At 38.9% G+C, this 17,590-nt stretch carries 18 protein-coding genes and 1 tRNA gene; 12 read left to right on the forward strand and 7 right to left on the reverse strand.

What is annotated here, in order from left to right; translation table 11 throughout:
• Positions 1 to 123: 123 nt before the first annotated feature.
• Positions 124 to 279: a hypothetical protein gene (locus tag G3341_RS16215; protein ID WP_163862957.1), complete on the reverse strand. Its 156-nt coding sequence runs from the start codon at positions 277 to 279 to the stop codon at positions 124 to 126.
• A gap of 5 nt (positions 280 to 284) precedes the next feature.
• Here G3341_RS16215 and G3341_RS16220 point away from each other — a divergent pair, with 5 nt between their 5' ends.
• From G3341_RS16220 to G3341_RS16235, 4 genes are all read left to right on the forward strand, one after another.
• A complete protein-coding gene (locus tag G3341_RS16220) occupies positions 285 to 524 on the forward strand; it encodes a hypothetical protein (RefSeq protein ID WP_163862959.1) in 240 nt (79 codons plus the stop codon).
• Positions 525 to 575: 51 nt separating this feature from the next.
• A complete protein-coding gene (locus tag G3341_RS16225; protein WP_163862961.1) occupies positions 576 to 1,007 on the forward strand; it encodes a hypothetical protein in 432 nt (143 codons plus the stop codon).
• Between the two features lie 98 nt (positions 1,008 to 1,105).
• Complete coding sequence (locus G3341_RS16230) at positions 1,106 to 1,492, forward strand: hypothetical protein (protein WP_163862962.1); 387 nt, start codon at positions 1,106 to 1,108, stop codon at positions 1,490 to 1,492.
• 138 nt (positions 1,493 to 1,630) lie between these two features.
• A complete protein-coding gene (locus G3341_RS16235; protein WP_163862964.1) occupies positions 1,631 to 1,879 on the forward strand; it encodes a hypothetical protein in 249 nt (82 codons plus the stop codon).
• A 1,520-nt stretch (positions 1,880 to 3,399) separates the two neighbouring features.
• Here G3341_RS16235 and G3341_RS16240 read toward each other — a convergent pair.
• The 3 genes from G3341_RS16240 to G3341_RS16250 all read right to left on the reverse strand — a co-directional run bounded on the left by G3341_RS16240 (position 3,400) and on the right by G3341_RS16250 (position 5,375).
• Complete coding sequence (locus G3341_RS16240; RefSeq protein WP_163862967.1) at positions 3,400 to 4,269, reverse strand: hypothetical protein; 870 nt, start codon at positions 4,267 to 4,269, stop codon at positions 3,400 to 3,402.
• A gap of 188 nt (positions 4,270 to 4,457) precedes the next feature.
• Positions 4,458 to 4,534, reverse strand: a tRNA-Ile gene (locus G3341_RS16245).
• A 244-nt stretch (positions 4,535 to 4,778) separates the two neighbouring features.
• Positions 4,779 to 5,375 carry a GNAT family N-acetyltransferase gene (locus G3341_RS16250; protein WP_154622942.1) on the reverse strand — a complete coding sequence of 199 codons (597 nt, stop codon included), beginning with the start codon at positions 5,373 to 5,375 and terminating at the stop codon, positions 4,779 to 4,781.
• Positions 5,376 to 5,629: 254 nt separating this feature from the next.
• Between G3341_RS16250 and G3341_RS16255 the strand changes: the two genes are divergently transcribed.
• On the forward strand, positions 5,630 to 7,651 hold the full coding sequence (locus G3341_RS16255) for an NADPH-dependent 2,4-dienoyl-CoA reductase (RefSeq protein ID WP_154622943.1): 2,022 nt from the start codon (positions 5,630 to 5,632) through the stop codon (positions 7,649 to 7,651).
• Between the two features lie 74 nt (positions 7,652 to 7,725).
• Here the strand turns inward: G3341_RS16255 and sstT are convergent, their stop codons facing one another.
• A complete protein-coding gene (gene sstT, locus G3341_RS16260; RefSeq protein ID WP_163862969.1) occupies positions 7,726 to 8,979 on the reverse strand; it encodes a serine/threonine transporter SstT in 1,254 nt (417 codons plus the stop codon).
• A gap of 273 nt (positions 8,980 to 9,252) precedes the next feature.
• Positions 9,253 to 10,212: a TerC family protein gene (locus G3341_RS16265; protein ID WP_154622016.1), complete on the reverse strand. Its 960-nt coding sequence runs from the start codon at positions 10,210 to 10,212 to the stop codon at positions 9,253 to 9,255.
• Between the two features lie 619 nt (positions 10,213 to 10,831).
• On the opposite strand from G3341_RS16265, the gene G3341_RS16270 reads away from it, so the two are divergent.
• From G3341_RS16270 to G3341_RS16290, 5 genes are all read left to right on the forward strand, one after another.
• Complete coding sequence (locus G3341_RS16270; RefSeq protein ID WP_154622015.1) at positions 10,832 to 11,500, forward strand: DedA family protein; 669 nt, start codon at positions 10,832 to 10,834, stop codon at positions 11,498 to 11,500.
• A gap of 251 nt (positions 11,501 to 11,751) precedes the next feature.
• Positions 11,752 to 12,057, forward strand: coding sequence for a DUF883 family protein (locus G3341_RS16275; RefSeq protein ID WP_154622014.1), 306 nt, complete (start codon positions 11,752 to 11,754; stop codon positions 12,055 to 12,057).
• Between the two features lie 5 nt (positions 12,058 to 12,062).
• Entirely contained in the window at positions 12,063 to 12,467 is a 405-nt protein-coding gene (locus tag G3341_RS16280; protein ID WP_154622013.1) for a phage holin family protein, read from the forward strand.
• The gene (locus G3341_RS16285; protein ID WP_163862971.1) at positions 12,454 to 12,753 is read left to right on the forward strand and encodes a YqjK-like family protein; all 300 of its coding nucleotides are present in this window, start codon (positions 12,454 to 12,456) and stop codon (positions 12,751 to 12,753) included. The genes G3341_RS16280 and G3341_RS16285 overlap by 14 nt, the downstream gene beginning before the upstream one ends.
• Positions 12,754 to 12,986: 233 nt before the next feature.
• Complete coding sequence (locus tag G3341_RS16290; RefSeq protein WP_154622011.1) at positions 12,987 to 13,382, forward strand: DoxX family protein; 396 nt, start codon at positions 12,987 to 12,989, stop codon at positions 13,380 to 13,382.
• A 94-nt stretch (positions 13,383 to 13,476) separates the two neighbouring features.
• On the opposite strand, the gene G3341_RS16295 is transcribed toward G3341_RS16290, so the two are convergent.
• The gene (locus tag G3341_RS16295; RefSeq protein ID WP_154622010.1) at positions 13,477 to 14,373 is read right to left on the reverse strand and encodes a LysR family transcriptional regulator; all 897 of its coding nucleotides are present in this window, start codon (positions 14,371 to 14,373) and stop codon (positions 13,477 to 13,479) included.
• A 128-nt stretch (positions 14,374 to 14,501) separates the two neighbouring features.
• Between G3341_RS16295 and G3341_RS16300 the strand changes: the two genes are divergently transcribed.
• Both G3341_RS16300 and G3341_RS16305 read left to right on the forward strand, forming a co-directional pair.
• Positions 14,502 to 15,203, forward strand: a complete 702-nt coding sequence (locus tag G3341_RS16300; RefSeq protein WP_154622009.1) for a pirin family protein — start codon at positions 14,502 to 14,504, stop codon at positions 15,201 to 15,203.
• Positions 15,204 to 15,411: 208 nt separating this feature from the next.
• Positions 15,412 to 17,346: a BglG family transcription antiterminator gene (locus G3341_RS16305; protein ID WP_196713616.1), complete on the forward strand. Its 1,935-nt coding sequence runs from the start codon at positions 15,412 to 15,414 to the stop codon at positions 17,344 to 17,346.
• The last annotated feature ends 244 nt before the right edge of the window (positions 17,347 to 17,590 follow it).

The raw sequence follows: 17,590 nt of genomic DNA on the forward strand, positions 1-17,590 counted from the left end.
TTAAAAAGCAAAATCACACTCTTTTAATATAAATAAAGAGCATAAACTCACTATTTTTTAATCATTATTATCGAACAGTTAAATACATAGAGAATATTGATTAATTATTGTCTGTATTATAATCTACTTTGCTGCGGAAAATAGACAGCCACCTGAACATTCAAAAACGATTTTGTTCCCTTCTAACGTAACAGGAATAACCTTAACTTTCATTACGCTATCACCTTCAATAATTGTCTCTGCTTTTACACGACGGGCAATAAATCGAATCACCGACAAAGGCTATGCTTTGGGTTTGTTTAGTAAAAAAAGAAGGTTTAAAAGATGGTGCTGTTGACGTTTTAGAAGGCATTGTTAACTCAATTCTTTATCCTATTGATACTGTTATAGATTTATCGACAGCTATTTCGAATTATGATCAGACTATTGATGCAATTAAAGTTTCAGCAATTCAATGGGATGAGCTGTATGAATATGCGTTAGCTAATGATCCTAATTTGGTAGAACCAATATTAGGTGCATGACAAGGTAAAATTCTAGGAAATGCAGGTAGGAGCGTCGTAGTTTCTGGAGCAATGGCAAAAACACTTCAGAAGGTTGCTCAATCTAAAAATGAGATAGAAAAGCTTCCTCCTACAGCAACATCGCCATCTGGTACAAAACATCCTTTGCTAGATGATGCAATTCCTCGAAATGGTGATAGAGCTATTGTTAACCAAGGAGTGCTACCTACATGTGGGCATAATTCTTATGGAATGGTTTTAGATACAATGGGTAAACCTGTAAATATAGTAGACTTGATCAATAAAACTCCCTCAGCACCGAGGGGAACAACACCTATGCAAGTCGCTGGAATTTTAAAAGCAGAAGATGTTGAAGCAAGTGCATGGGCTGGTCGTAAAGTTAATGACATATCTCGTTATACTTCGAATGGAGCACCTATTATGGTTAGAATTATAGATAAAAATGATGGGAATATTTTCTTCATATTGTTGTTTTGCTGTTGATAGAGTAGCGAGTAGGAATGGCATCCCTGTTGTCGCAATTAGAGAACCATGGGAAAACACTTTACAGGGAAAGTGATTATTCCTAAAGGATGGCAGAAATGATTTTACAAATCGAATTTCCAGATAATTTATTGTTAAGTCAACTAGAACAGCAAAAAAAAATACCTTGTCACATACAAGTATCTAATAAGTTTGAAGTTGTTTTTGAAATTGAATCAACAAGAATTATTGGAGAAGTGAGCGAATATAATAGAACATTGTTCGAACAAAGAGTTATAGCCAGAGCTGGTGGCAATTATATCTATAATGAGCCATCTTTAATAACATTAAGTCGTGCTAGTAGAGGGATGTATAGAGTCGTTGATCTCTGCGTTTTTTATAGCGATTTTGGATGGTGTTCAGTCATTGAAAACGGCGATTACATGGAACCCCACCCATTTTGGGATCATGATGATGAAGATCCAGACTTTAAACCGAGACTGTAATTTAAAAGGCGCTCGAACTGCTAAGATAAGAGGCGCGACTGATAATGTAACTCGTTATTATAAAAATGGAAAATATCTAGATAAAACAGTCGATGGAAAGATAATATCGTTTGGAAAACAATAAAAGGTGAATACGTTATGTGGCATGATTTACATATTACGAATGTGGGTCGGATAAGAAAAACAGTTGCTGAATTCACGGTTACGATGATCCCTATTTTACCTTATTCAAAAATGAAGGTGAAAATTTATGAAAGCCAATCTGGAAATTTCACTGAAATGACTGAGTTAGCAATAAAAAGAAAATTTGATGGTTCTCCCGAATGTGCTATTGGGTATGGAGATACCATCGAGGATGGCGTTAGAAGATACGATCCTTTATTTTAATAAAATGCTAAGTCAAGATGGCTTTACTGAATTAACCGAAGATGATATTAGCTACGCAGAGTGGTCTGATTTTTAAATGTATAAAGATCCCTGTTCAGTGCTGGGATCTTCCTTGAAAATCTTACTCCCCCACTCACCCGGATAATCAACTGCTAGGCTTGGCGAGTGAGGGTATAGTAACTGCTTACTTAAAACCCCTACTCATTCAATCACTTACCGCTTAAGGTGAGTTGGGGTTGAGTTTACCTCGGTTAGGGGTGTCAAACCATCTACAACATTTTCACAAAATGAACTTAGTGTTTTACAACAAAAGCTTAATAAAAATATTGAGATTAAAATAAAAAATAATGTTACTGATCAACAAAAATACTCACCTGTTATTGGTTGAGATTTAATAACAAAAGTATTAGACTCTCTATTGTTAGTTGAAGAGTGTTGCGCTATATTATGCGCCCCTTGCACCAACAAGGGCAAACATACATCAAGCATTAGCTTGAAAAACAAAGAAACTCAACCTCACCAGTTGGGTTTTTTTGTTTTTTAACATTATCAAATTTAATCGATTGATCCATTTTGAATTCCCCCTATAATTATGCCTTGTTAGATGAGTGTCGTTAACATGGTCTTATACACATCAAAAAGTATTCTTTTTGATTAGTAGAAACGGAATTCTGCATTTCGTATTTATACGGAAAGTAAAAGTCCTGATTAAGTGACAGGTGGTGCTGGCTTAATACCCTAGCCAAGTTGTGCGACACTCTTCAACTAACACTGGATGAGGCCTAGTCTGACAGGCAGTGTATGGGTGATGCTAGGTTAATCGCACTCCTTAATTTAAGGAGTGATGCGGATGAAGCAAGTACTTGATACCTTGATCATCGTTTTAGAAGCTGCGACAGCAGTACTAAAATTGATTCGTTCATTCATGTAATAACGAAAACGTAATTAAGGCTACCGACTAACCATCGGTAGCCTTTAATATTTATACCACTGATAAAACCACCTCATAGCTACTACAGCCACATCAATAAATGTAAACACATCCAGCAATAAATAAAACGGATCGCGCTCACTGCGTAGTACTGAGGAATTACAGAACCCACGAAGTAAAATCATTCACCACGTAATCTTGACTACACCGCACCCGCCTGCACAATTTGGATCTAAAAATTATTTCAGTTTTAAAATTCTACAAACCATATCGCCAAGCCGCGCCAATACTAGGGACTTGCCGAAAATCTCAAACTGAAATGTGTGAAAAGGATTTCAATAGATTTCAATTTTCAGATCGCCAACTGGATCGCGTTAAAAACACAACACAATGAAAGATATAGAGAATTTCTATTTTACGTGAGTTTGATTGGATTGCGATATTAGCTACGCAATTTTAAAAAGTCAGTAACCATGTGGCTTTACGTGTGTATGAAACATCTAACGCTACTGAAAAACTGTACTCAGGCTATCCCTGTTAAATGGAAAAGTTCGTATTAAGATACCGATCATCCACATCGCTTAATGGCCTATTCTTCGTCATACTTGCCAAGCACATACCCCCTTATCTCTCCCCCTAACTTTTCACAGATAAATGGGTAGTACTCATCAGGAATATAAAATTGAATATTACAGTTATCGATAAATTCACCTAGTTCATATAGTTCATGCTTTATGACAGGGGTATAGCTATACCTGTTGTTATACATTAAATAAGCTATATGGAAGATATGTTCTTCTTTATAGGTTAAATTTTGGAATTTTTTTATTAACACCTTAAATCCGTCTGGATTCAAATCAAATAATGCTTCAACATCTTTACGGTGTTTTTCTTCAAATAATTGTTTTATAACTTCTTTGTAAAGAGGGTTAATGGTGCAAAACGTGTTATTTTTATCTAGCCTATGTTCAGGTAGCACTATCTTGCTTTCAAGTAGCCCTAGGAAAGCTTTGTTATGCTCGGAATCTCGATATGAATCTGATGGTATAGTGCAGTCATTATCTTTTAGTTTTAATAATATATTACGGGCAGAATAAGAATAATCATCGAAACTACTCCTAACTAGCTCTATTTTTCTTCTATCAGCACTCTCCTTTTTCAGTGCTTGATTTTGAAGTTCTAATTTATTTTTTCTAGCACTGATATTGCTTTTCGTATAATTAATAACTAAAGCTAATGAGCTAAATAATATTGAAGATGCTAATGCGCCTAATGAAAAGCCTATCACTGTTATTAAAGTAAGAGATAATTCACTTGGTAAATTGAATGGGCTTAGGCTGGGTTCAATGAATACCCAACTACAAATAATTGAACCCGCTATAATTAGTAACCTTAAAGATGATTTGAAGGACACTAAGTTAGTTAAATGCGTTAAAACCGTTGCTAAAGGGTCAGCCATTGATTACTCCTAAGTTTGCAGCAAATTATCACATTCTAGATTCAATAGCACTCGACTGCTGGAGAAGAAAACGGAATTAGTCATAACAGTGGTGAATCTCTGTCGCCATTTTGTTGCCATTGGCTTTTAGATACAAAAAAGCCACTTCTTTCAAAGTGGCTTAATGCGCTGATTTAACAGCTAAAATTTGGTGGCCCCTGCTGGACTTGAACCAGCGACCAATCGATTATGAGTCGACTGCTCTAACCAACTGAGCTAAGGGGCCGAAGTGGGAGCGATTATACGTGCTGTTTTCTCTCAGGTCTAGTCTTTAAAAACTGTATGGTGATTTTCTGTCCATCTCCATTAACCGCCTTATTGTTCAGCAACATATCATTATCAAAAACTATCATTCTCAATTAAATCATAGCATTTAGAGGCTGCTCCCAATTCTTTGAAATTGACCATATGAACATATAGATAAGGATCAAAACGACTATCTAATAGCTAGCCAAACACCAAAGTTAATACTAACGCGGTCTCTCCATCTGCCACTGCAAATGTCGTTTGATTGATGGCCATTCAGACATAATAATACTGTAAACGCAGGTATCACGTAGCTCCCCTGTTCGGGTATAAACATGGCTTCTTAAAATTCCATCCAGTTTTGCGCCAAGCCTTTCAATTGCTCTTCGGCTTTGTTGATTCAAAAAATGCGTTCTGAATTCAACAGCGACACAAGATAAGCTATCAAACGCATGTTGCAGCAATAAAAACTTCGCTTCTGTATTAATAGCCGTTCGTTGCACTTCTTTGCTATACCATGTCGCTCCAATTTCCACACGACGAGTCTCTTGATCAATTTTATTGTAAGAAGTCATCCCAACTGGCTGATTAGAACTTTTATCGATGACGGTAAAAGGCAGCATCTCTTTTTGCTGATAGAGCTTTAAACGACGATCCACATCTTTAGTGACATTTTCTGGTTCGGGTACTGAGGTATACCACAGCTTATGCAGATTATCCCGCTGGATAATTTCCCTAAACTGCTGGTCATATTGATGGGTTAGCAACTCAAGTCTCACGTACTTGCCTTCAAGTTCAATAGCTTGGTGAAGTTCTTTCATAATTAATCCTCTTTATCAGTACGTGACGGAAAAACTAACGACTTATTGGCTAACGACCTTGATAACAAAATTGTTTTACACCTTAAGTATGACAAAAAAATAAAATAACCGTTGCTCAGTCAACTTGTCAGCAATTTACTCATAAATCATATGATAAATATCACATTTTTTTAACATATTTTTCTATTGATAGCCCCATTGAGCTAGAGTTAACTCATCTGACCTGTTACAAAATCCCGCTGGGGAGTATAAATATGAGCAATTTTCCACATCTTTTCACCCCTCTTGATTTGGGGCACACCGTATTAAAAAATCGTATTTTAATGGGATCCATGCATACGGGTCTTGAAGAACATCCTGAAGGAAGCCGCCGTTTAGCTCACTTTTATCGGCTACGGGCAGAAAATGGCGTAAGTCTGATTATTACTGGTGGGATTGCACCGAATCAAGAAGGGGCATTGACTAAACATGGCGCAGTACTCGATAAAACTGAACAGCTCCCTTTCCACCAAGAAATAACCTCAGCGGTACATCGTGCTGACGGTAAAATCGCTCTACAGATCTTACATGCGGGCCGCTATGGCCTACACCCTGATATCGTGGCACCAAGCGCCATTCAAGCAGAAATCATTCCTTTTGCACCGAAAGAACTAACGCCCGAGCAAATCCAGAAAACAATAAGTGATTTTGTCACCACCGCTAAGCTGGCGCAACAAGCTGGTTATGATGGCGTTGAAATTATGGGTTCTGAGGGCTATCTAATTAATCAATTTATTGCAAAACGTACCAATCAGAGGACCGATGAATGGGGTGGTAGCTACGATAATCGGATCCGCTTTCCGCTTGAGATTGTGCGCCAAACTCGCCAAGCGGTAGGAAGCGACTTCATTATTATTTACCGTCTTTCTATGTTAGACCTTGTTGAGGATGGCTCCAATTGGGAAGAAATCGAGCATCTCGCAAAAGCCATTGAGCAGGCCGGTGCAACAATGATTAATACTGGTATCGGCTGGCATGAAGCAAGGGTTCCAACGATTGCCACACAAGTTCCACGGCATGCTTTTAGCTGGGTAACTGAAAAACTAATGGGCAAAGTCGCTATTCCACTGATTACAACCAATAGAATAAATGATCCATTTGTAGCTGAACGGATCCTCGAATCAGGCCAAGCTGACATGGTTTCAATGGCTCGACCATTTCTTGCCGATGAAGCGTTTGTTCGTAAAGCCCAAGAGAATCGAGCCGATGAAATCAACACGTGTATTGGTTGCAATCAAGCTTGCCTTGATCAAATTTTTATTGGCAAACTTGCGACTTGCCTCGTTAATCCACAAGCGGTTAGAGAGCTAGATTTTCCAAATGAAAAAGCAACGCAGATAAAATCGGTTGCCGTTGTCGGTGCAGGTCCCGCGGGGCTTTCATGTGCGATTTATGCAGCCAAACGCGGCCATACAGTCACACTCTTTGAAAAAGCTGATCAAATCGGTGGCCAATTTAACATGGCAAAGCAGATCCCAGGTAAAGAAGAATTTCATGAAACGATCCGTTATTTTTGTCGTCAATTAGAAATATTGAATATTGATGTCAAACTTGAACATCAAGCAAAAGCCAGTGATCTCGTTGGATTTGATAACGTGGTTATCGCGACAGGTGTGGTCCCTCGAACCATTAGTCTAGAAGGAAGAGAGCATCAAAAAGTATTATCTTATATTGATGTTTTAACTGGTAAGCGTTCTGTTGGCCAGTCAGCGGCCATTATTGGAGCCGGAGGTATTGGTTTTGATATTGCCGAATTTTTAAGTCAAAAAGGTGAAAGCAGCAGCTTAAATAGCTCACTATTCAACCAAGAATGGAATATTGACACCCGTATTCATTCTGCGGGAGGGATTTTTAATAGCCGGCCTACCCCAGTACAATCATCTCGCCAACTTTATTTACTGCAACGAAAAAATAGTAAAGTCGGTGCTGGTCTTGGAAAAACAACTGGTTGGGTGCACCGTTTATCATTAATGAAACGCGGGGTGCAGATGTTTAACGGTGTTGAATATATGCGAGTTGATGATGAAGGGCTACATATTCGCTACCAAGACAAATTACATTGCCTTCCCGTTGATAACGTGATTCTTTGTGCTGGCCAAGAACCCTATCATCCGTTGAAAGAGTCGCTTGCAGAGCAAGGTATTCAGGCTTATGTCATTGGTGGTGCCGATGTTGCAGCAGAACTTGATGCAAGAAGAGCGATAGAGCAAGGAATGAAGGTCGCCTACCAGATATAACAAGCGTTATTTATCATCATGAATAGACAATAAAAACCCGCTATTGAAGCGGGTTTTTATGATTAAATAATGTATTAGTCTTCTTGTGATAATTGCGCTATTGGATCAGCCAGCCTTTCATCTTCAGCTAGGCAAACCGCAGCGGTAAACAAGACATCCGTTGAAGAGTTCAGCGCTGTTTCAGCCGAGTCTTGCAGCACACCAATCATGACACCAACCGCAACCACTTGCATCGCAATTTCGTTTGAAATGCCAAACATGTTACAAGCCAATGGAATAAGTAATAAAGAACCGCCAGCCACACCTGAAGCGCCACACGCACAGACTGCCGCTACTACGCTCAACAACAGAGCCGTTGGAATATCAACAGGGATGCCTAAGGTAATCACAGCAGCGAGTGTCAGTACAGTGATTGTCACTGCTGCACCGCCCATGTTAATCGTCGCTCCTAGCGGAATAGAAACTGAATAAGTGTCTTCATGTAAATTCATACGACGACACATCCCCATATTCACAGGAATATTCGCCGCTGAACTGCGGGTAAAGAAGGCGGTAACACCGCTTTCACGTAGGCATGCAAACACTAATGGATATGGATTGCGTTTAATTTTCCAATAAACTATTAATGGGTTAACAATTAATGCAACGATTAACATACAGCCAATCAATACCGCGAGGACATGGAAGTAACCTTTTAACGTTGCAAATCCAGTGGTTGCAATCGTTGAAGATACTAAGCCAAAAATCCCCAATGGCGCTAAGCGAATGACCACTCTCACTAACTGAGTCACGCTTTCTGAGAAATCTTGGATCATACTTTTCGTCGTGTCATTTGCATGACGTAAAGCAATACCAAGACCAATTGCCCAAGCAAGAATGCCGATATAATTACCTTTAATCAGCGCATCAACGGGGTTGGCAAATATATTGATTAATAACCCTTTAAGTACTTCCCCTATATTCCCCGGTGGCGTCAGTTGTGTATCACCTACCACCAATACCAACTTCGATGGGAACATAAATGAGCCAACCACTGCCACTAATGCCGCAAAGAAGGTACCTAGAATATACAATACTAAAATGGGTCGAATATTAGTTTTTTGCCCCTTACGGTGGTTAGCGATCGATGCCATGACCAATACCCAAACCAATATCGGTGCAACTGCTTTTAACGCACTAACGAATAAATCACCTAATAACCCAACATTTTTAGCGGCTGAAGGCCATAACCACGCCAATAAAATACCCGCAATCAAACCAACGAGTATTTGCTTAACTAAGCTGCCCTTAGTGATAACTTGCCATAACCCTGTTTTGTTCGTTTCCATAGAAGACCTATATTTTATTAATCATTATTAGGAATAAAATGTGTTTGCCTTGCCAGTATAAGGAATAAATACCTTATTAAAAGGCGATTATTTTAAATATAGACAATAATTTATTTTATTTAACAATATATTTACATATCTGTGATCCTAATTGTATTTTGTTTCTTATAGTAGGATCTCAACATTGAAAATGTATGATATTTTTCAGTCTCTTAAATAAAAAAGCACTCGATTTTTTAAGTCGAGTGCTTGAATCTAACTAGGAGTGAAATGTTAGTTTTTCGCTTCGTTTCTCTTATTCACGATCGCATTAATCACTAGTGTGATAATTAAAATAGCCGCGACTGTACCTAACGAAATTGCTGTTGGAATGTGATAAATATCCATTAGCAACATTTTTATGCCGATAAAGGTCAAAATAACAGCTAAGCCATACTTCAACATACTGAATTTCTCAGCTACCCCTGCCAATAAAAAGTACATCGCACGTAAGCCTAAAATCGCAAATAGGTTAGAGGTCAATACAATAAATGGGTCTGTTGTCACCGCAAAAATTGCAGGAATGCTATCAACAGCAAAGATGACGTCACTGATTTCCACGAGGATCAGCACTAAAATCAGTGGGGTCGCAAAAAGTAAGCCATTGCGTTTAATGAAAAATTTCTCGCCGTGCAATTCATCCGTCATACGTAAATGAGAGCGCACCCATTTCACTAATGGCTTATCCGTAATCGGAGAATCATCCTCTTTAGCGAAAGCCATTTTAATCCCTGTAAACAACAAAAACAGGCCAAAAATATATAGAATCCAGCTAAATTGAGAAACTAACCAACTCCCTGCGAAAATCATTATGGTACGTAAAACAATCGCACCCAGTACGCCGTAGACCAACACTCTTCGTTGCAAATTAGCAGGGATCGCAAAATAGCTAAATAACATCAGCCATACAAAAACATTATCAACGGCCAACGCTTTTTCTAACAGATACCCCGTTAAGAAAGCCATGGTCTGGCTATTGGCGAATTCAGGGCTAACCGTATCATTTAAATACCACCAAAAGCCGCCAGCAAAAATTAACGATAGAGTGACCCAAACCGTACTCCAAGCAGCGGCTTGTTTCATCGACATCGCTTGGCCTTTATGTTTACCCTGCCAAAACAGGTCAACAAGTAACATAATGAGTATGATAACGGCGAAACTACCCCATAAAACAGGGTTACCAACAGAGTGCATATTATTTCCTTAATAACAAAAAACGGCTGACATCTTCAGAAGACATCAGCCGCTTAAATGCTTTAACCTAGAGTTATTATCTTTTGGTTGTCAACAATGAGCATACCTCGCCTTCTGGCAAGGTCTCACTTACAACACAATAACCCAAGATTGGAAATCGTGGTGCTCGGTTACCGGGTGCTTTTTTATGCACCGTAATGACGATAAACCGACAAGAAGAAGTTACTCCCCTTTGCTATGATGCATAAGATAGGGTAATTAGTCCTAAAAAGCAATAATTAGCAAAGCCTATTTAACGAATAATTTTTCAAATTCCCTTGCACTAGCAAAGCGCTTTTTTTACCATTTTCATCAAAAAATACACTAATAGACGCTATTTTTACGTTATCTATCCCTTATAGTGATAGTCTCCAAGAAGGGCCACTAACTCAAAAACTTAAATGAATTCTAAAAATAGAACGAGAATTTGCTGTTTAGTTATTTTTTGTTTTGTTAAAGTGGGCATGCTTTAAACTAACAGCCTGAGGAAATATGACTTTTCTTTTAGGTATTCGCATAATCCATGTCTTCCCTACCCAACAATAAGATTGTTGCTGTTATTGCCGTTTAGGAAACATTAATGGAATTAGTTAAAGAACTATTTTTTGCCCTTTGGCATCAAGACTACGTAACCCTATCCAACCCAGCGTTGGTCTGGGCTATTTATTTTATGTTATTCGCGATTCTTTTTCTTGAGAATGGGGTGCTTCCTGCCGCATTCCTACCAGGTGACAGTTTATTGATCCTCGTTGGTGTTCTCATAGCAAAAGGAACACTAAGCTACCCGTTAACGATTGTCATTTTGACAGCAGGAGCTAGCCTTGGCTGTTGGGTTGGTTATATTCAAGGTCGATGGCTTGGCAACACCAAACTCGTTAAGGGTTGGCTAGCGCATCTCCCTGAGCATTATCACCAACGTGCATATGGTTTATTCCATCGTCACGGTCTGGCTGCATTATTAATTGGCCGCTTTCTTGCTTTTGTTAGAACACTGCTACCAACAATTGCTGGGCTCGCGGGACTGCAAAATGGTCGCTTTCAAGTCTTTAACTGGTTAAGTGGCCTACTTTGGGTATTAATCCTGACAGCCATCGGTTTTGGTTTCGGGAAGAGCCCAATATTTCTTCAGTATGAACATCATATTATGAACGTGTTGATGCTAATCCCTGTAGGCCTCCTTATCATTGGCCTGATTGGCAGCATTGCAGTGGTGATTAAGAAAAAGCTTTCCACAAAAAAAGCGAACTAACCGATGAGAGGCTCTATAAGCCTCTCATGTTTCTCTTACCTTCCCGATAACTCACTATTGAATAATCTATTTTTGATGAATTCTGCTTTTTATTTTACATAACTTTTACATTATTTTTTCTTATTTAAAATCGCACACTCTTTTACATTAATTTAATCAATAATTAGCCTATTAGTCATTGCACTTACTGTAAAAATAGCTATTGTTAATAACTACAATTTATATTTTTTCTATTGATAGGAGGTTCCATTATGTCATCGAACAATTCATCAGAAGATCTACGCGCAGAACTAAAATCACTGGCTGACTCTCTCGAAGCGATGCTTAACGATACTGGAAACAAATCGAAAGAAGAAATAGACAGCCTAAAACAAAAAGCTCAGGACGCTCTATATACTTCACGCGCTAAACTAAACCAAGCAAGTGAAAAAATTACAGAGCAGACCAAAGAAATTGCAGGCCGAGCAGATAACTATGTCCGTGAAAATCCATGGACGGGTATTGGCATTGGTGCTGCCGTTGGTGTCGTTCTAGGCGTACTACTCGCTAAGCGTTAATTTGTATGGAACAACAAGAGCGTCAGGGCCCCGGTAAAGGGGTCCTTAACACACTACAACGTATCGCAGGCATTGCGGTACAAATGGTTGAGACTCGCATCCAGTTAATTGCCGTTGAATTAGAGGAAGAAAAAGCCACACTGATTCAACTTATTTTAATGGCGGGTATCACCCTACTCTTCACTGCATTCGGTTTAATGTGCCTTATCGGCTTAATTTTTTGGTCAGTTGATCCGATTTATCGCTATCAAGCTCTTGCTATTACGACCGGAGTTCTCATATTGCTCGCCATCACTGGCGCCATTTGGACGCTAAAAAAAGCAAGGCAGTCGACTTTATTAGGTGCAACCCGAGAACAGTTGAAGGAAGATTCGAAGGCACTAACGAGCGCAGAAGATGAACAAAAATAAGCGACAATCAGTGGCTGAAAAAAAACAACGCTTGATCAAGCAAATTGAACAGCAGCGTCATCAGCTATCTATGGCGTCAAAGGAATGGCTGGAAGTCACTGAACCTTACGATCGGTCGTGGCAAATTTTTGTCTCTTTTCGCCCTATTTTCATTGCTGCCGCTGGTTTGATATCTATTTATACCCTAAAGCAACCTAAGCGGATCTTCTCTCTAGGAAAAAAAGCACTAACAACATGGGGATTAGTGCGCTCTATCCAGAATGCGGTAAATATAAGTAAAAAATAATCTTTTTCCTCTCTAAACCTGAAGTAACCTCTTTCAGGTTTTTCTTCATTCGTCTCTTATTCAAATTTTTTGCCCATCTTTGTTAATAACCTTTGCTTTTTATTGAATCTACAAATAACTAATATAGCCATATCAAATGATTTCTAATCATTTAGTGCTAAAAAAAACAATATATCGCGATAAAAGTCGCATTTTATTGATATTTGCTGACCCTCGTTAGCTGGAGAATCTTAATGAAAAATTTAGAAAGTAGCGTGTTATTACTCGCTCGAATTATGATGCCAATTCTGTTTATCGTCGCTGGGTATGGCAAATTAGGTGATGCTTACGCAGGTACTCAACAATATATGCAAGCGATGGGCGTTCCAGGATTTTTACTGCCTCTAACGATTTTATTAGAGCTTGGGGGTGGACTCGCTGTTCTGTTTGGTTTTCTGACAAGAACAGTGGCTATTTTTACTGCGATTTTTTGTGTATTAACATCGCTGCTTTTCCATATTGATTTCAGTGTAGCGCCTAATAGCTTGATGTTTATGAAAAATATGACCATCGCTGGCGGCTATTTATTACTAGCAGTCACAGGCCCTGGTAAATTGAGTATTGACCACTTACTCAATAAAAAGTGGTAATAAACGTCTTTTTCATCATTAGCCTTATCTTAACTTGATAACCGACTTTGGTTTGCACCTCTATATATCTTGTATAGAGGTGCTTTTTTATTCGTTATTTATTAACAAATAATTTAGGTATTTCTCGTAAGCACCAAGATTTTGCTTCTCCCATGCTATCTCGACGCCATGCCATAATAATATTCGTTTGATGGCTATATTCCGCACTAACAACGCGTAAACGTCCTTCACGTATATCCTGTTCAACCATAGGATATGGCATCGTTGCCACGCCTAATCCAGCCAATAAAGCATTACGCTTATCTTCGATCGTTGATACCGTTAATCTTTGCTGTTTATCTAATAGCTGCACAGTGATAACAGGACGCTCCCGTGCTGTATCAGCAACAGCAATCCCCCTATATTTAATGCGAGTTGTATCCGAAAGCGGTTCTGGTTCTTGATGAATCGGGTGTTCTGGACTAGCCACATATACATGGTTAATGCTGTATAAGGATTTAGAGTTAATTTCAGACGATGAGCGAAAATGCATATCTGGAGCGATGACAATATCAGCTTTACCACTCTCAAGCCGCTCCCACGCTCCCGCGAGTACTTCCGTTAAAATAGAAAGTTGCGTGTCTGATTTTTCTGCTAACTTATCAACCAAGGGGAATAAGTAGTATGCAGGTATTAATGCTTCACATACAATTGTCAGGTGAGTTTCCCAGCCTTTAGCCAGCGCTTCAGCATCGGAGGTTAGCTTTTCCGCGGCTTCAAGTAATACTCTGCCTCGCTCTAACAGCATTCTGCCAACGTTAGTGAATTTCGTTCTATGCCCTGAACGATCAAATAGAATAACATCTAATTCTTCTTCTAATTTTTGCATCGTATAGCTGAGCGCCGAGGGCACTCGACCCAATTCGTCAGCAGCAGCAGCGAAACTACCACGCCGGTCGATTGCATCCATCACCCTTAATGATTCAAGTGTTAATGCTCTCTCTTTACTCATGGAATATCTCTTTCAGTAAATTTGAATGAAGTAAACAGATTAACTGGCTAACAATTCAACGTCCAGCTATTTATTATAACAATATAAATTTTTGTATATTTTTGTCGATTGAAGGAGGGTTAGCCACCATGATGACATTAAGACAAGTAAAACACTGTGGTAAGGCTGACTATGGTTGGTTACAAGCGCGTTACGCGTTTTCCTTCGGCCATTACTTTGATCCTGATTTTATGGGATTTAAGACATTAAGAGTACTTAATCAGGAAGTTATCGCACCTGAGAGTGCTTTTCAGCCTAAAACCTACCCACATGTGGATATTCTTAATTTTGTATTACAAGGCAGTGCAGAGTATCGCGATAGTTTAGGAAATAAAATTGAAGTCAGTGAAGGTGAATGTATCCGCTTCTCACCACGCCCTGATTTAAGTTACAGCGAACACAATATGTGTTCACATAAACCCTTAACACGCCTACAGTTGTGGTTAAATGCTTGCCCGCAACAAGAGTATTATCCGACTCAAAAGATCAGTTTACCAACAGAAAGTAACATGTTAGTCGCCTCACCCGATGGGGTAAATGGCAGTATTCAATTACGTCAACAAATTTGGGTTACACAGCTTAATGTCACGTCAGATAATCCACAACACATTCAGTTGAGGGGAAAAAATGCTTATCTCCAATCTATTCACGGTGGAGCTCGCCTACAAGGTAGTAGTGGTAACACAATAGAAATGAGTTGCAATGATGGCGTTTTCATTCAGGACGAAAATACGTTAACACTCTCATCAGCAAAATCAATGCGCGCTTTACTTATTGATATTGGTGAATAACCTTTGAAGGGCCAACTTTCTTTTTTGGCCCCTCAAAAAATGCCTTCCTCCTAAAAATCCTCTTTTTTTGCGAAGATATTCTCAAATTTATGATCTTCCATACTCCGCATGTTGATAGCCTTATGATAGAGTCCAAGCAATAGTCAGCCAAAATAGAGTGGGTATTTTGGTTATTAAGCTTATTATTTTAGGTCTAGAAGGTATTTTTGTGGCTTTATTCACTCAACAGCGACTTAATCAAATTTTTGCAAGTATACTCGAAGAGGTTGTCCCTCAAGATGAGCTCGCAAAGCGTTTTTCTGTTTCAACACGGACGATACGCTCTGATATCAATGAAATAAATGAGCTAATACAAAACTACAGTGCCCATATTCTCTATGAGCGAGGCCGTGGCTATCGCTTAAAAATCGATGATGAAGGGCTTTTTGCTAAACTGACCCAACAAACTCAAGTCGAAAATAGTATCCCTCGGACAAGTAAAGAGCGTGTCGATGCCTTACTGCTAAAACTATTAATGCTGTCTTTGCCAGTAAAATTGGATGATATTGCCGAAGAGTGGTTTATTAGCCGTGGAACCCTGCAACAAGACATGAGCATTGTCAGAGAACATTTGCAGAAATATCAGATCTTATTAGAAAGCATTCCACATCAAGGAATCCGTTTAAACGGAAGCGAATGGGCTATTCGGGCCTGTATGACAGAAACCCTTTGGCGACGTTTTTCATTGCAAATCAATCAGGACTTATCCATTTTTCAGCCTGAGTGTTTAGATAACCTCGATTTAACCTATATCGATAAGGTTCTTCATAACAGCATGAACCGTTTCGATGTTCGCTTAAGTAATGAGGGGCACTTATATTTGGTTTTCAACTGTGCTGTGACGATCTTACGTATTACTCGTGGTCATGAATTAACATCTACGGTGAAAAACCATGATAGTGAAGAGACGCTACGTAAAGCCTGTGAAGAAGTCTCTAAAGGATTGATCTATTTTCTTGGAAACGACTTATCCAGTGCAGAGCTGAGTTACCTACATGATCAAATCATCGCCCAGCGGATCAGTCATCAAGATGCCGCTCAGCAAAAAAGTGCTAATCACAATGAATTGGTTGAATATATTCTTAATTATATTAACGAATTGTATAACTATGACCTACGCAGTGATGAAAAGCTGAAAAAGGATCTCAATACTCACATCGCTGCATTAATGACACGGCTTCAATATCACATTATTACCCCTAATCCATTATTAAGTGATATAAAACAATATTATCCCTTTGCATATGATGTCACTCTCAGCGCACTCACCAGTGCCAGTAAGCAATTACTACCTTACCCCATCAATGAAGATGAACTTGGCTACCTTGCGGTGCATATCGGCGTCAGTCTAGAAAGGAATTATGGTGCAGGGTCAATTCGTCAAACAGAAGTGCTTGTCGTCACCGATGCTGGAAATTCAACATTTCGAGTTGTTGAATCAAAGATCATGCGTGAGTTTCCACAACTCAAATTTAGCCGAGGACTAACACTGCAAGAATATGAGTCGTTAGATGAGGTCGAGGAAGACTTTGTGATCACCACAGTGCGTATTTCGGAAAAGAATAAGCCTGTCATAAAAATAGCCCCTTTCCCGACGCCTTATCAATTAGAACAAGTCGGTAAATTGGCAATGATGGATCAAACTCGCCCTTATATTATTGAACGCTTCTTTGATGAACGTTACTTTATGGTGATTAATGACAAGATCAGCCAAGAAACTTTATTCCAAACCGTTTGCCATAAATTACAACAAGATGGCTATGTCACTGCTGATTTCTATCCCTCATTACAAGAACGTGAATCGATTGTTTCTACTTTGCTTGGTGAAGGAATTGCATTACCCCACTCTTTAGGTTTACTGGCAAATAAAACGGTGGTTGTCACCATTGTCGCCCCCAAAGGTATTGAATGGAATAGAGAGACGAAAGAAAACGCGTACGTGATTTTCCTGCTGGCAATCAGTAAAGCTGACTATGAAGAAGCCATGGCGATCTACGACCTGTTTGTCACGTTTGTGAAAGAAAAAACCACCCGTAGACTTATCACTGTTAAGAATTTCAATGAGTTCCAAGTCATTGCTAAGGACAGCCTAGCGCGAATATAGGGGTTATATCAATTTAGAATGAAAGCACTGCCTATTTCTTTGGATATCCAGAGATAGGCAATGGTGCATTATAGCTAAATAAATTAATCAATAACACAACATTTAAAAACACGACACTCTTCATTAAATAAATATATTTTTATTTTTCATTGAAACTAAAGTTTTCAATAAAAATTCATTAATTAATTTTTATTTATACAAAAGATTTCATATCTTTTTTCCTTATTATTGATTTAAAACAAAC

The organism is Providencia vermicola (genome assembly GCF_010748935.1).
Lineage (GTDB): Bacteria > Pseudomonadota > Gammaproteobacteria > Enterobacterales > Enterobacteriaceae > Providencia > Providencia zhejiangensis.